Annotated in this window: 17 protein-coding genes and 2 tRNA genes; 9 read left to right on the forward strand and 10 right to left on the reverse strand. The window is 65.2% G+C overall.

What is annotated here, in order from left to right:
• The first annotated feature begins 95 nt into the window (after positions 1-95).
• A complete protein-coding gene (locus tag BDOA9_RS27045) occupies positions 96-1127 on the forward strand; it encodes an LLM class flavin-dependent oxidoreductase (RefSeq protein ID WP_025037073.1) in 1032 nt (343 codons plus the stop codon).
• 120 nt (positions 1128-1247) lie between these two features.
• Here the strand turns inward: BDOA9_RS27045 and BDOA9_RS27050 are convergent.
• Positions 1248-1333: transfer RNA gene (locus BDOA9_RS27050), tRNA-Tyr, on the reverse strand.
• Between the two features lie 207 nt (positions 1334-1540).
• Here BDOA9_RS27050 and rlmB point away from each other — a divergent pair.
• A complete protein-coding gene (gene rlmB / locus BDOA9_RS27055; protein ID WP_025037074.1) occupies positions 1541-2371 on the forward strand; it encodes a 23S rRNA (guanosine(2251)-2'-O)-methyltransferase RlmB in 831 nt (276 codons plus the stop codon).
• Positions 2372-2628: 257 nt separating this feature from the next.
• Here the strand turns inward: rlmB and BDOA9_RS27060 are convergent, their stop codons facing one another.
• Both BDOA9_RS27060 and BDOA9_RS27065 read right to left on the reverse strand, forming a co-directional pair.
• The gene (locus tag BDOA9_RS27060; RefSeq protein WP_025037075.1) at positions 2629-3135 is read right to left on the reverse strand and encodes a hypothetical protein; all 507 of its coding nucleotides are present in this window, start codon (positions 3133-3135) and stop codon (positions 2629-2631) included.
• A 41-nt stretch (positions 3136-3176) separates the two neighbouring features.
• Positions 3177-3659 carry a hypothetical protein gene (locus BDOA9_RS27065; protein ID WP_025037076.1) on the reverse strand — a complete coding sequence of 161 codons (483 nt, stop codon included), beginning with the start codon at positions 3657-3659 and terminating at the stop codon, positions 3177-3179.
• A gap of 288 nt (positions 3660-3947) precedes the next feature.
• Between BDOA9_RS27065 and BDOA9_RS27070 the strand changes: the two genes are divergently transcribed.
• Both BDOA9_RS27070 and BDOA9_RS27075 read left to right on the forward strand, forming a co-directional pair.
• Positions 3948-4439 carry a hypothetical protein gene (locus BDOA9_RS27070; RefSeq protein ID WP_025037077.1) on the forward strand — a complete coding sequence of 164 codons (492 nt, stop codon included), beginning with the start codon at positions 3948-3950 and terminating at the stop codon, positions 4437-4439.
• Between the two features lie 167 nt (positions 4440-4606).
• Positions 4607-4681, forward strand: a tRNA-Thr gene (locus tag BDOA9_RS27075).
• Here BDOA9_RS27075 and BDOA9_RS27080 read toward each other — a convergent pair.
• Complete coding sequence (locus tag BDOA9_RS27080; RefSeq protein ID WP_025037078.1) at positions 4669-5388, reverse strand: class I SAM-dependent methyltransferase; 720 nt, start codon at positions 5386-5388, stop codon at positions 4669-4671. The two genes, BDOA9_RS27075 and BDOA9_RS27080, sit on opposite strands and share 13 nt — an antisense overlap.
• 295 nt (positions 5389-5683) lie before the next feature.
• Between BDOA9_RS27080 and BDOA9_RS27085 the strand changes: the two genes are divergently transcribed.
• Positions 5684-5881, forward strand: coding sequence for a hypothetical protein (locus tag BDOA9_RS27085; RefSeq protein WP_025037079.1), 198 nt, complete (start codon positions 5684-5686; stop codon positions 5879-5881).
• A 23-nt stretch (positions 5882-5904) separates the two neighbouring features.
• Here the strand turns inward: BDOA9_RS27085 and BDOA9_RS39065 are convergent, their stop codons facing one another.
• Entirely contained in the window at positions 5905-6069 is a 165-nt protein-coding gene (locus tag BDOA9_RS39065; protein ID WP_192859618.1) for a hypothetical protein, read from the reverse strand.
• Between the two features lie 100 nt (positions 6070-6169).
• Between BDOA9_RS39065 and BDOA9_RS27090 the strand changes: the two genes are divergently transcribed.
• Positions 6170-6541, forward strand: coding sequence for a hypothetical protein (locus BDOA9_RS27090; RefSeq protein ID WP_025037080.1), 372 nt, complete (start codon positions 6170-6172; stop codon positions 6539-6541).
• Between the two features lie 286 nt (positions 6542-6827).
• Positions 6828-7082 carry a hypothetical protein gene (locus tag BDOA9_RS27095; RefSeq protein WP_025037081.1) on the forward strand — a complete coding sequence of 85 codons (255 nt, stop codon included), beginning with the start codon at positions 6828-6830 and terminating at the stop codon, positions 7080-7082.
• Between the two features lie 27 nt (positions 7083-7109).
• On the opposite strand, the gene BDOA9_RS40045 is transcribed toward BDOA9_RS27095, so the two are convergent.
• The 4 genes from BDOA9_RS40045 to BDOA9_RS27115 form a co-directional block, all read right to left on the reverse strand.
• A complete protein-coding gene (locus BDOA9_RS40045) occupies positions 7110-7352 on the reverse strand; it encodes a DUF6719 family protein (RefSeq protein ID WP_025037082.1) in 243 nt (80 codons plus the stop codon).
• A 281-nt stretch (positions 7353-7633) separates the two neighbouring features.
• Positions 7634-8341, reverse strand: a complete 708-nt coding sequence (locus tag BDOA9_RS27105) for an outer membrane protein (protein ID WP_025037083.1) — start codon at positions 8339-8341, stop codon at positions 7634-7636.
• Positions 8342-8626: 285 nt separating this feature from the next.
• A complete protein-coding gene (locus tag BDOA9_RS27110; protein WP_042336865.1) occupies positions 8627-9022 on the reverse strand; it encodes a hypothetical protein in 396 nt (131 codons plus the stop codon).
• 287 nt (positions 9023-9309) lie between these two features.
• Positions 9310-9711: a His-rich protein BRANT gene (locus tag BDOA9_RS27115; protein ID WP_025037085.1), complete on the reverse strand. Its 402-nt coding sequence runs from the start codon at positions 9709-9711 to the stop codon at positions 9310-9312.
• A gap of 247 nt (positions 9712-9958) precedes the next feature.
• Between BDOA9_RS27115 and BDOA9_RS27120 the strand changes: the two genes are divergently transcribed.
• Both BDOA9_RS27120 and BDOA9_RS27125 read left to right on the forward strand, forming a co-directional pair.
• Positions 9959-10501: a tetratricopeptide repeat protein gene (locus BDOA9_RS27120; RefSeq protein WP_025037086.1), complete on the forward strand. Its 543-nt coding sequence runs from the start codon at positions 9959-9961 to the stop codon at positions 10499-10501.
• Between the two features lie 106 nt (positions 10502-10607).
• A complete protein-coding gene (locus BDOA9_RS27125; protein WP_025037087.1) occupies positions 10608-11996 on the forward strand; it encodes a serine hydrolase domain-containing protein in 1389 nt (462 codons plus the stop codon).
• On the opposite strand, the gene BDOA9_RS27130 is transcribed toward BDOA9_RS27125, so the two are convergent.
• Positions 11983-13542 carry a S10 family peptidase gene (locus BDOA9_RS27130; RefSeq protein WP_025037088.1) on the reverse strand — a complete coding sequence of 520 codons (1560 nt, stop codon included), beginning with the start codon at positions 13540-13542 and terminating at the stop codon, positions 11983-11985. The genes BDOA9_RS27125 and BDOA9_RS27130 overlap by 14 nt on opposite strands.
• Between the last annotated feature and the right edge of the window lie 77 nt (positions 13543-13619).

Consider the following 13619-nt stretch of genomic DNA (forward strand, 5'->3'; position numbering starts at 1 on the left):
TGGAGCAAACGGAAACCGAGCATTTCCGAAATGCTGCCTTGCGACGGTGCGTCTGCCCCTTAAGTGTTGTCGATCCTCCCACAGAGACCTGATCGATGACCGCACCGCTCGAATTCGGACTGGATACCTTTGGCGACGTCACCAAGGACACCTCAGGCGATATGATCTCGCACGCGCAGGTGATCCGCAACGTCGTCGACGAAGCGGTGCTGGCCGATGAGCTCGGCCTCGACTTCATCGGTCTCGGCGAGCATCACCGCGCCGATTTCGCGATCTCCTCGCCGGAGACAGTGCTGGCCGCGATCGCATCGCGCACCCGGCGCATCCATCTCGGCTCGGCCGTGACGGTGCTGTCCTCGGACGATCCCATCCGTGTGTTCCAGCGCTTTGCCACGCTGGATGCGGTCTCGAACGGACGCGCCGAGGTGATCCTCGGCCGCGGCTCGTTCACTGAATCCTTTCCGCTGTTCGGTTTCGACCTGCGCAAGTATGAGGAGCTGTTCGAGGAGAAGCTCGATTTGTTCGCCGCGCTCTTGTCGCAGCAGCCGGTCACCTGGCAAGGCAAGCTGCGTCCGCCGCTGCAGGACCAACTGGTGTATCCGCCGGTCGAGAACGGCACGCTGAAAACGTGGATCGGCGTCGGCGGCAGCCCGCAATCGGTGGTACGAGCGGCGCATTACGATCTGCCCCTGATGCTCGCGATCATCGGCGGCGATCCCGCACGCTTTGCGCCTTACGTCGAGCTCTATCACCGCGCTTTCGAGGAGTTCGGCCGACCGGCGCAGCCGATCGGCGTGCACTCGCCCGGCTACGTCGCCGAGACGGATGCGCAGGCGCGCGAGGAGCTGTGGCCCGATTACAAGGCGATGCGCGACCGCATCGGCAAGGAGCGCGGCTGGCCGCCGATGGGGCGCGACGAGTTCGTCAGCGAGGCCGAGCACGGCTCACTCTATGTCGGTGCGCCGGAGACGGTCGCGCGCAAGATCGCGAAGACCGCGAAGGCGCTCGGCATTTCGCGCTTTCAGTTGAAGTACTCGGCGGGACCCTTGCCGCACGACAAGCTGATGCGCAGCATCGAGCTTTACGGGCGGAAGGTGGTGCCGATGGTGCGGGAGATGATGGGGTAGCTATGTCTAGAGCCAGTCCGCCTACGCCCTGTGGGCTACGGCGCGACAGCCTTCGCTCGCTTCGCGCCACGAGCACTTGTGCTGGCTTGCCGAGCCGTAGCTCGCGAAGCGAGCGAAAGCTGGTGGGGGAGGCAGGACTCGAACCTGCGAAGCCATGAGGCGGCTGATTTACAGTCAGCTCCCTTTGCCACTCGGGACACTCCCCCGCTCGACGGCAGCACAATCGGGCCGGACCTTGCCGGCGGACCGAAGACGGCCATGGAACGTGAAGGCCGCGACAACCCGGATCGGGGCGCGACCGGGCGCGTTTATGGGCGAAGCGGTGGGGCAAAGTCAACCGAGGCAGGCAGCTAAAATCGCCCTCGCAGGCATCGAAATTGCCATAATCCGGAACCCATGACAAAAGCGAGCCCATGAAGGATCGAAAATTCGGCCCCAAGGGGACTCGCGGCGGCGCTAAGCCCTTCAACAGGCCCGGAAAATCGGCCGGCCGGCCGGCCTGGCGCGACCGCGATTCGCAAGGCGACGGGCCCGTCATCCTCTATGGCTGGCACACCGTCACCATGGCGCTCGCCAACCCGCAGCGGCGGATCCGCAAGCTGACCCTGACCGAGAACGCCGCGCGGCGGCTGGCGGACGAAAACATCGCGACCCGCATCGCGCCCGAGATCGTGCGGCCCCAGGAGATCGACCGCCTGCTCTCGCCCGACGCCGTGCATCAGGGCCTGCTCGCCGAGGCCGATCCCCTGCCCTCGCCCGAGATCGAGACCCTGACGCAGGACGGCATGGTGCTGGTGCTCGACCAGATCACCGATCCCCACAATGTCGGCGCCATCCTGCGCTCGGCCGCCGCCTTTGCGGTGAAGGCGATCGTCACCACCGCACGCCACAGCCCGGAAGCGACCGGCGTGCTGGCGAAGGCAGCCTCCGGCGCGCTCGAGCTGGTGCCAATCATCACCGTGCAAAATCTCGCCCGTGCGCTGACGGCGCTGAACGAACGCGGCTTCCAGACCGTCGGCCTCGACAGCGAAGGCAGTGAAGACATCAGCGACGTCGCGCTGCGCGAGCCGCTTGCGCTGGTGCTGGGCGCCGAAGGCAAAGGCCTCAGGCAATTGACACGCGAGACCTGCAGGGTCGTGGCGCGGCTCGACATGCCCGGCGAAATCAAGAGCCTCAACGTCTCGAACGCTGCCGTGCTCGCGCTCTATGTCGGCGCGAGCCGGCTTGGGTTGATGAAGCGCTAGCTCTCTAGGCACCGCGCATATCCGCGCGATACCAAACTACTGTCTTGCCCGACGGATCAATCGAAACCTCGTTTTTTCCGAAATCTGGGGCGAGAACAACGAGCTAATGAGCGATGCTCGCTCATCTCGCGCACATTGCGCTTCAAGTCCTTGATTTCACTCTTGCCGGCTACTGTGCATGGGGTTGTTTTCAAGATAAAGCAAAACGCCCGTCCGCATCACGCGAACGGGCGTCTCGTCACTCGACCGATCAGAGATCAGTAATAGCGGCGCAGTACGCGGTGACCGCCATAATAGTACGGCGCGGCGCGGCGGGCGTAGCCGTAGCGGGGACCGTAGTGCACGCGCGGCAGGTAGCCGTAGCGCGGGCCGTAGCCGTAGCGATAGGGACGGAAGTACGGGCGGCGATAGGGATAAGCGGCCGGCGGCGCGACCGCAGCGGCACGATAGCCATAGCCGTAGCCGTAATTGGCAGGCGCGACGACCGCGTCCTCGCGGTAGGTCGGATACGGCGCGAAGGCGCCCGGACCGGTGTAGGTCGGACCCTGGTTGACGTAGTAATACTGCGTGGTCGGCTCGGCGAGACGCTCATAGGCGCCATAGCCGTAACCGTAGCCATATCCATAGCCGCCGCAGCCGGTGTTGCAGCCGGTATAGACCGGCGCCACCGGCGCGCATGTGTTGAAGCCGCAGGCCGCGGCCGGCGCGGTGGCGGCGAACATCACGGCAGTTGCCGCGACCAGTCCCGAAATCATCTGACGCATTACTCTCTCCTGTTGATTTCCGTTTTTGGTTTTCACGTTTCTCAACCCGGCGGCCTGCCGGGTATCTCTGTGCGCGGCCGCGGCCGAGGCGGCCGAGGACGGTCGTTGATCTCCGGCGCGTAGATCACCGGCGGCGGATCGACCGGCGGGTCCATCTGCGCCGGCAGCGGCGCGGACGAGGCGCCCCAGCTCTGGTGGTAGCTCTCGGCAGGCTTGGGCAATTTGCGGTTCGCGGGCGGCTCGACCTCGAGCCGGCCGTAGCCGGGCCGCAGACCCAGCGTCGGATAATAATGGCCGACGTCGTCGGGCTGCCGCTCGGCGATATAGCGTCCGCCATAGATCGTGGGCTGCACCTGCTGGTTCTTGCCGAGGCCCCAGGTGCCCTCGACGACGGCATAGGACGCGTCGATGTTGTTGATGATGATGGGCACTCCGGGACGGCCGGGAACGACGATCTCGAACCCGCCGGCAAATGCCGTCGCAGGCAGTCCGATCAGAATGGCAGCGAGCACCACGGCACGCATGAGGAGACCCCGGTTATCCGGGCCACAACCTAACCGATCGCGACGCAGAGAGGGTTAAGCCCTGCTCACCAAATTGCGGTAAGCCTAACGTGCAAGGATTGCGCGCCGCTCAAATGCTTCGCAGCGAGCTAGCGAAACGTTAACGCGCGGAACCGCGCGGCCGGAACAGCGCGCCCGTGCGCTCACATCGGTTTGACCGTTCGCATCCGAAAAAAATCCCAGGGTTGCATCGGAACGTCCTGCGCCGTCCGCGTTTAGCTCCTGTCAACAAAATGGGAGCGAACAACCATGACCATCAAGCTTCTCGGGGCCACGGCGATCGCAGCGACCATGCTTGCAGGCTCTGCCATGGCGCAGACGGTCGTCAACAATCCGCGCTGTTCGGCGCAATTCCCGAATGCCAATTGCCAGACCTTCGGACCGGGACAGGCCACCACCGAGAGCGGCTACCGCCATCGCCGCGCGGCCTATCGCCAGACCAACCGCGACTGGAACAACGACTGGAACAGAAGCCCGACCGGCTTCTGGCCGACCGACGTTGCGGCCGGCGCAGCGGGCGCGGCGGCCGGCGTTGCAGGCGCTGCGATCGGCACCGCCGGCGCGATTGCCACCGCACCATTCCGCGGCTGGGACAATTCCTACGCCTACGACAATTCGTGGGACCGCGGATGGGACAATCGTAGCTGGGACAGGCGCAGCTACGCCGAGCGCAACGGCTTCGTCTGTACGCCCGGCACCTGGTTCAAGGGCGCGGACGGCCGCCGACACATCTGCCAGTAAGGCGGCTTGAGCCGAACGCGACATGTCGGGCGGCCCACAAGGCCGCCCGATTCACGTCTTGCGGCGGCGACCTCGCCGGTTCTGGCACTTTCCGATCAAGTCTGGTATTGCGGCGCGCGGTGGACGGTCCCGGCGCGAGCCGAGCTCTGCCCGCCACTTAAGGCATCGCCGGCTTAGCTCAGCGGTAGAGCAGCGGTTTTGTAAACCGAAGGTCGGGGGTTCAATCCCCTCAGCCGGCACCAGCTTTTGGCGCGCAACTGTTCTCCGGCAATTCATCCAGCCGCCAGAGGCCGAGGCTCTTGTCGCGCCAGCCGCCACCGCCCTCCTCGCAACGCTCGTCGACAAGCGCGTGCGGCGCCGGCCAGTGAAACGGCGCCTTCTGCATGTTGAGCGCGCGCCAGTCGCCATCCTCGCAATCCTGGTTGTCCTCCCATTCCGGAAAGGTCGTGACGAGCAGCAAGCGGGCGCCGCTCATCCGAAATTGCGCGAGGGCGCGATGGATGTTCGCAAAGCTGAGATGCACCAGGCAATCCCGGCAGAGAATGACGTCGGCCTGCGGCAGCGCATCGCGCGTGATGTCGGCGACGAGAAACCGACCGGACGAACCGTCGGCGGCGACACGCCGGCGGTTTGCATCGATCAGCGACGGCACGATGTCGATACCGGTGTAATCGAGATCGAGCTTGAGCCGGCTGATCCATCCGGCATCGCCGCAGGGCGCATCGAGCAGCGAGCGCGCGCCGAGCCGTTGCAGCAATTGGGGCAGCGCCTCCTGGAGTGCGGCTGTGGCGACATCCTCCGAGCCGAGGCCGGACACCGAAGTGGCCGCGCCCCAGAGGTTCGTCCGCTCGATCCGCTCGAACCGCGCGGCGAGATCGAGGCCTGCAAAATTGTCACGGTCGGCGGCGAAGCGCTCGTGAGCGAGCACGGCAGGACGATCGGTGATCATTGGGCGAGCCTTTTCCGGCGCAGGCGCACTATACACGCGAGACGAACTGTTCGAAATTGCATGGCGGCAAACCTACGCGCCTTGCTCGTCTCGTCCGGATCCCATGCGCTCCACCACTTCCAAAGAGAAGGCCAAGATCGTCGCCGGCGCGGCGACGGCTCTCGTCATGACGGCCATGCTGTTCGTGTTCGCGCTCGGACTGGTGCTGTCGCACTAAAGCGAGATCGCCGGGTCCGGAACCGGCTCCGGCGTCAGCGGTTGTCGGTGCATGCGGATCCGGGAAGAAAATCGAAACATGATTCTGCTGGCGACGGTGACGCTATGCTGTAGCGCATTTGCCGGGACGTTGGCGCTGCTCGAGCAGGCGCCGGGACGGGCGCGTGACGAACTGCTCGCGGATCGCGCCGACCCCACCCCGCGCACGCCTGCTCAGATCCCGGTTCGGGTGGTCGGCGCACCGTTCGAACCCAACGTCAATCCGCGCGAGCGGTAGCGCTCACCGCGGCGAGGCCTTGCTCACCTCGGCGAGGCCTTGGCGCCCTCCTCGGGCCGGCCGTGGACACGCGCCAATTTCTCGACAAACGCGATCACCTCCGCCCGCTTGGCGGGCGGCAGCGTCAGGAACGCGCGGATGAGCCTCAGGCCCTCCACCTCGTTCGGCCGTTCTTTCGATGCATCCATCTGCCCAGTGTCGGACCACCGGGAAAAATATGCAATCCCCTACAAACAGCCTTGATTCGAGGCAGCCGCTTTGCTGGAATGCGCCCGGCTGAGGTGGATCATGAAATGGATCAGGGAGCGCGACGCACTGATCGCGCAGACGCTGGCCTTCGTCCAATCGGTGACCGGCAGGAAGGATGACGTCCTTCAGCCGGCGACGCCTGCATCTGGCACGACCGTCGCCGTGGAGATCGTCACGGTGGAAGCGGTCGCCGTCGAGATCGAGCCGCCGCAGACCCCCCTTCCGCTGCGGCCCGCGCCCCTGCCGCCGCGGACGAGCGGCGATTTTCGCAGCGAGATGCAGGCCCGAATCGCCAATTTCCGTAAGCACCAGGAGCGCTTCGAGCGCGAACGTGAGGAATATTGTGCGGCGACCCTGGCCAAATTGCGTGCCGCCATCTGCGACGTCTCCGGCCCACCGGCCGAAAAATAAGGCCTACAGCCAGGACCAGACCAGCCAGAGATTGGCCGCGCAGGCGCCGAACAGCGCCAGCGTGAGCGGCAGGAGCATGTGCCCGCAGGATGTCTTCAGGTCGCTCGTCATGGCCGAAAACATCCGCTGATTCCGGCCGACGAGTCCCAGGGATTCTTTTTTCCGGGATTCAGGACTCGTTAAGGACTCAAGGGCCCCCGCCCTTGATCACGGCCCCGTGATCCGCCGGCAGCCGGAACCCCTTACCTCGTAAGCTCGTTAACAGGCATTCCTGGAGCGGGACCGCATGCCCTACGCCCTCTTCTGTAACGACGCCCAGATCAGCAAAGCCTATCCGAGCGAGGCCGACGTCTGGAAGCTCGCCCAGCGAAGTGGTCTCGTCGTGGACGTGACCGCGGACGACCAGCGGCCGGGACCGCGCCGGGTGCTCGACAACGACTACAAGATCGAGCCGTGCCAGGCGGCCCAGGGCGAGGACCCCGCCAAGAACAAGGCGGAGGCCGATCGGCAGTCGAGGATGGAGCTCGAGCTGAGTTCCTGAGCTCCGGCACGGAGCCGGAGCGAAAGCTCAGGGAGTGGCGGCCACAAGCGAGGCCTGCTCGCCCGGCATCGGCACGCAGGCCTTGCGGCGGTGCAGCCCGCGGATGGCGCCGGTAACCTTCAGCACCTTGCCGGACGGACAGGAGGCGTCCTTGACGAAGGCCACCTCATAGGGTGCCAACATCAGAGGCTCGGATTTGAGGATTGTCTGTGCAGAGCACGCCAGGCAGGAGAAAAACCAGAGCGCCACTGCCGACACCAAGATACGCATATCCGTCGTCCCACCTGCCCGGTAATTGTCATATAACGCGTTCCGGAGCGCGAGTTCCGTAAATTGCAAAAATTATTTTTGCTTTACGCCTGCCCCATGACGCGCGTGAGAAAGCGCGCCAGCATCATTTGCAAGCAAATGACGCGCCAGATGGTTCACGGAATGCAAAGAAGGGGCTTGGAAGGCGGCAGACAGGCAGAGGAAAGGCCGGCGGAGCCGGCCTTTGTCGGTCTTGGATGTTAAGGTCCTGAATGTTCAGGTCCTGGATCGGCGCTTTTCCGTCAGTACCGCGAGGCCGCCGGGCCGCCCCAGCCGAACCGATAGTTCACGCCGACCTTGACGGTATGCTCGTCCTCCCGGCCACGAACGCCGACGATGTCGGCCGGGCCGGAGGTGAAGGTGGTGCTGCCGAAATTGTAATACTGGTACTCGGCCTTGGCCGACCAGCTCGGCGCGAACATGTATTCGAGGCCGGCGCCGACGGTATAGCCGTCCTTGTTGTTGCCGGTGGTGGTGAAGGCCTGCGGTACCCCGGCGATGTTCACGCCAAGGCCGTTATTGCGCCAGGCATAACCGCCCTTGGCGTAGAGCAGCGTCGGTCCCCAAGTGTAGCCGATGCGGCCGGTCACCGATCCGATCTGGTCGGTGTTGGAGGTCACCTGCGTGCCCAACGGGAAGGTGGCGCCGTTGTTGTTGGTCGGCAGCCAGGAATACTGGGCCTCGATACCCACCACCCAGTTGGGCGCGAACTGGTAGTCGAAGCCGCCCTGCACGCCGCCCAGGAAGCGGGCGTCGCTGGACTGGAAGCTGTTGTCGCCGGCAAACGCGCCGCCGACATGGCCGCCGATATAGAAACCGGTCCAGTTGTAGATCACCTGCGGCGGCGTGTACGCTGGCGCCTTGGTGTAGGTGCGCGGCTGTATGTCGGCTGCTGCGGCCGGCGCGGCCAGCGCAAGCAGAGCTACTGCACCCAGCAAGATCGACTTCATGATCATCCCCGTTCTTTCATTCGCGACACTCAGGAAACAACGTGGCGTGAATTGGGTTGCTTCGCGGCAATGCCGGAACGTTGATCGTTCGTTACTGTGACGGGCTGGCAACAACGCGAGTTTGTTCCATCACGTCGCGCTGCACCGGCTGTTTTTGTCGCAGCCCAAGCCCCGCCGTAACGATTTGTCGCAACTCGAAACCAACGCGTTCAAAGCTCGCCGAAATGTGATCCAGCGGCTCCGGCTGCGTCTGTCTAACACCGGGCGATGAAGGCCGGCTTTGCGCTACCGCGTCATCTTTTCCAGTTCCGGAAAGGGTGCGTAAACCGCACCGGCGCAGAGATCGCCGGTCTGGTCGACCACGCGGTCCCCGCGCCCGTTGACGAAGATCACGGCCCGTTCGCGCACGCCCTTGTAGCTGCCATCGCTCTCGCGCGGGGTGAAATGCAGGCAGCTCACATAGAACTGCCGGCCGCCGACCTCGCGCTGGACCGGCTCGGCCATGCCGGCATTGCGCACGCCGACCGGATTGTTGAGATAGGCCCGCATCAACGCCAGCGTGTCGCTCCGGAAATTGTCGGGAAACGGCTGCGGTCCACCGGCCTGGGTCCCGCCCATGAAAGTCGGACGGTCACTATCGCTGCCAAAACATGCCGAAAGCGCCAGCGGCAACGCCAGGATCACCGCACATCTCGCCAATCGCCCCACAGGCCCCGCTCTCCGCTCGAACAGATCAGGAGACGTTCTAGAGCATGATCCGGAAAAGTGTGAAACGGTTTTCCGAAAAGATCATGCTCAAACAAGAACCGGGCCTGCATGAAGGGAATTCGCTTGCAGAGGCTTAAAACAGCGCACCGGCCAGCCGCCGACACCTCGGGCTTCCGCACGAGGCATGGCGACGGGCCAGGCCTGACGTCCGCGCGCGGCGGCGGGGCAATGCCAGGGATGCCGCCGCGCGGGATCAGTCGTCAGTTGCGCTTGTCAGACGCCGCGGGCTTGGTCACATCAGGCTGCGCCTTCTGCTGCTCCTTGGCCGTGACCTGCTTGTCGTCATGGCGATGCTTGCCCACGCTCTTGTGGTGGTCCGTGGTCACCGCGGCATTCGCGTCCATTGCCTTCGACTTGCCGTCCGTCTTGACGTCGGAAGCCTTCACGTCCGTCGACTTCACGTCCGTCATCTTGGTGTCCGTCGTCTTGGCGTCGGCCTTGACGCCGGCGTCCGGTTTCGCAGCAGTGGTCGCCGCCTTGGTCTGGCTCTGGTCGGCCTTGATCACCGGGGCGGTCGTGGTGGTCTTACCGGCCTCGGCGGCCAACGCCGGAGCTGCGATCACGGAGGTTGCGAGCAAGGCCGCAGAAATGGTCTTCAACATGGTGGTCTCCTCTTGGAAGGATCATCAGGCGGCGCCCTCTCGCCCCCATCGATCGTGGGGAGAAACATAAGCGGGGGCACTGAACCCAGTCTGAAGCGCTCAGCAGGCTCCCGTTCATCTCGATGACAAGTTTGTCATCCGCAGCCGGGCGAATAGACCGCGCGAAGCGGGAATGTTTTTGCCCGAGAGGTGTTCCGGTCTTCGGGCAATCGTGTAGGATCGCCACGTTCCATACCGGAGAACTTAGATGCGCAAACTCTCAACGCTCGTTGTGCCTGGACTCGTCGCCGTGACGCTCGCGGCCGCGCCGGTGCTGTCCACTGCGTATGCCGCGGCCGGCGACTCCCCTTCGTCGCCGCCGAGCTCGGACACCTCGACCAAGAAGGGCAAGAAGAAGAGCTCTTCCGTCAGCGACCCCAAGTTCCTCGCGGCCTACCGCACCGCCTACGCGGCGATCTACGACAAGCACGATTACACGGGCGCGATCGGCCAGCTGAAGTCGCTTAAGCGCGACGACGTCGCCGATGTCGCCAACCTGATCGGTTACTCCTATCGCAAGCTCGGCGACTACCAAACGTCGAAGGTCTATTACGAGCTGGCGCTGAAAGACGATCCGAACCACGTCCGCACCTGGCAGTATTACGGCCTCTGGCAGCTCGAGCAGGGCAACCGCGAGCAGGCGCAATATCACCTGGGCAAGATCGCCTCGCTCGCCGGCACCGGCAGCTCGGAGTATCGCTCGCTGGCCGAAGCGCTCGATAAGCCGACCGGCGCCACGCTCGTCTACTGATCATTGCATCTTCGAACGAAGCGGACGGGCACAACCATAGGGTTGTGCCCGTTCTGCGTTTTCGGCTAGCCTCGCGCACCAACCTCCTCCGCAAACTGGTAGCGCAATGGATACGTGGCTGCGATCCGCGATCGACTACATCAGCTCATGGATCGAATACCAACTGACGACGATCCGGCAGCCGGGCGTCGTCGTGGCCTTCGCCCATCGCGGCGAGGTCGTCGCCGAGCATGCGTTCGGCCTCGCCAATCTCGACACCGGCGAGAAGCTCACCCCGCGCCATCGCTTCCGCATCGCTTCGCACTCCAAGAGCTTCACCTCGGCCGGCATCATGAAGCTGCGCGAGCAGCGCAAGCTCCGGCTCGACGACCATGTCGGCCAATATGTCGGCGGCCTCGATCCGCGCGTCGCCGAGACCACGATCGCGCAAGTGCTGTCGCACAGCGCGGGGCTGACGCGCGACGGCGCCGATTCCGGCCAGTTCATCGACAGCCGCCCCTATCTCGACGCGAAGGAGCTGCTCGGCGAGTTGAAGCTGCCGACCGCGATCGAGCCCGGCACGCGCTTCAAATATTCCAACCACGGCTTTGGCCTGCTCGGCCTCGTGATCGAGGCTGTTGCGAAGGAGCCCTACTCCGTCTGGATCAAGCGCGAGATCATTGCGCCGGCGGGCCTGCGCGAGACCGAGCCGGACGCACCACTTCCGAAAGGTGCACCGTTCGCGCGCGGCCACACGCGCAAAGTGCCGCTGGGCGAGCGCTGCGTGATTCCGGGTGACAATCCCGCACATGCGATGGCATCTGCCGCAGGCTTCGTCGCGACCGCCGCCGACACCGCCCGCTTCTTCGCGCAGCTGGCGCCCAACGCGAAGAAGAGCGTGCTGTCGACCGCGAGCCGCCGCGAGATGACGCGAAACCATTGGCGCATCCCGCAGAGCTTGGAGGCTTACTATGGCTTGGGCGTCAATGCCGGCAAGACCGACGGCTGGGACTGGTTCGGCCATGGCGGCGGCTTTCAGGGCTATATCTCGCGCACCTGCTCCATTCCCGCTTGCGAGCTTTCAATCAGCATCCTCAGCAACTCGATCGACGGCGCGGCGCCGATCTGGATGGATGGCGCGATGCAGATCTTGCGCGTGTTCCAGACCCGCGGCGCACCCGACCGGCGCGTGCGCGACTGGACCGGGCGCTGGTGGACGATCTGGGGCGCGACCGACCTCGTCCCCGCGGGCAACCGCGTGCTCGTCGCCAACCCGCAGTTCAACAACCCGTTCATGGATGCCGCCGAGATCGAGGTGACCGGCCGCGACACCGGCAAGCTCGCCTGGGCTGCCGGCTATTCCAGCCACGGCGAGCCGGTGCGCCGAAGCCGTGACAAGCGCGGCAAGGTGAGCGACGTCTGGATTGCCGGTGCGAACGTGAAGCCGGAAAAAGTCGTCGCCCGCGAGATCGCGCGCCGGTATCCGCCGCGCAAGCGCCGGCCTACTCCCGAATGAGCGTCTCGACCTCGCTGCGTAGCGCCTGCCGCGAGCCGTCGCGCGAATAGAACATGTGGCCGCCCGGATAGACGACGAACTTCACGCGCTGCGTCACGAAGGCCGGCAGCTGGTCGAGCACCCGCCTCGTTGCGAAGTAGGGCGTGGCGAGGTCGAACAGGCCATGCGTGACCAGCACGTTCAGCTTGGCATCGGTGGCGAGGATCTGGCGCAGCTCGGAGACCGATTGCGGCGGGTTGATGCCGCGGCCGAAATCCCATTGACCTTCGACGGCACCGTTCAGGACTTCATATGAGCCGCCGGGCCGCCAGTTGAGCTTGCGCGAGAGCACGTCGACCGCGGCGCTCGTCAGCGGCGCCTGGAGCGCATCGCCGGAGGGATCGCCGAAGCGCGAGCTGCTGGAATCCGGATAGGGATCGAAGCCGCGCACCGAGGCGTCGTAGCGTCCGGTCACCTTGCCGTTCTTGCGGTCGAATTCGCGGCGGAATTCGCCGACATCGAAGCGGCCAGCGAGGCGGCGGCTCACCGCCTGGTCGATGCCGGTGAGCTCGGCGACCTTGTCGGCCAGACGCGTTGTTGCCTCCTTGTCCGCTTCGCCCTTGACGAGGTCGGTCAGGAATTCGCCGCGCGCGTAGGCCTCGACGTCGGCAAGGTCGGCGCGCTTGACCGGACGTTTGGCTTCGCGCGCCACCGCCACATAGCTCGGCAGGGTCGCGACATATTGCAGGAGGCTCGTGCCGGTGAACTCGCGGAAATCCAACAGCGGCGAGACCAGGATCAGTCCCCTGACGCCGACGCCGTGCTGGAGCTGCAACTGGCGCACGACCTTGGGGCCGCGAATGCCGCCATAGCTTTCGCCGGCGACGTATTTCGGCGAGGTCAGCCGCTCGTGCTTTTCGAGCCAGCGGCGGATCACGAGCGCGATCGCGTTGGCGTCGCCGTCGACGGAGTAGAACGATTTGCGCGCGTCCTCGCCGCTCGCGACGAAGCGGCTGTAGCCGGTGCTGACGGGGTCGATGAAGACGAGATCGGTGAAGTCGAGCCAGGTCTCGGCGTTGGGCTTCACCTCGGGCGAGGCCGACGGCGACAGGGCCTCGCCATCAAGCGGCAACCGCCATGGCCCGGCGGCGCCGAACTGCAGCCAGGCCGAGGACGCGCCGGGCCCGCCGTTGAACAGGAACGTCACCGGACGCGTGGCGCGCTCGGCACCGTCGAGCTGGTAGGACGTATAGGCGATGTCGGCCAACGGCTCGCCTTTGCCGTCGAACACGCGGATCGAGCCTGCGGTGGCCGTGAAGTTGAGCGTCCGGCCGGGCAGATCGAGCGTCTGCTTCGTGGTGGAATCCGGCGGCAGACGGTGCGGCTCGGCCGCGGACGACGACGTCTGCGACGTGCCTTGCGCGCCACCGCCGCGCCCACCCTTCTGGCCGGCCGGCGCGGCCGCCTCGGAGCGAGGCTGCGGTTCATCCGCATACGCAAGGCCGGCGAACGCGAACAAGGCGAGTGCCAGACCTAGGCGACGCAGCGCCGATCGACGCATGACCATGACGGCTCTCCCTGTTCGGCGGAGCTCGACCGCGGCCCCGATCGCACAGGGAGACCCTAGCCGGAAATTGCGACGCT

The sequence above is a fragment of the Bradyrhizobium sp. DOA9 genome, from assembly GCF_000617845.2.
Lineage (GTDB): Bacteria > Pseudomonadota > Alphaproteobacteria > Rhizobiales > Xanthobacteraceae > Bradyrhizobium.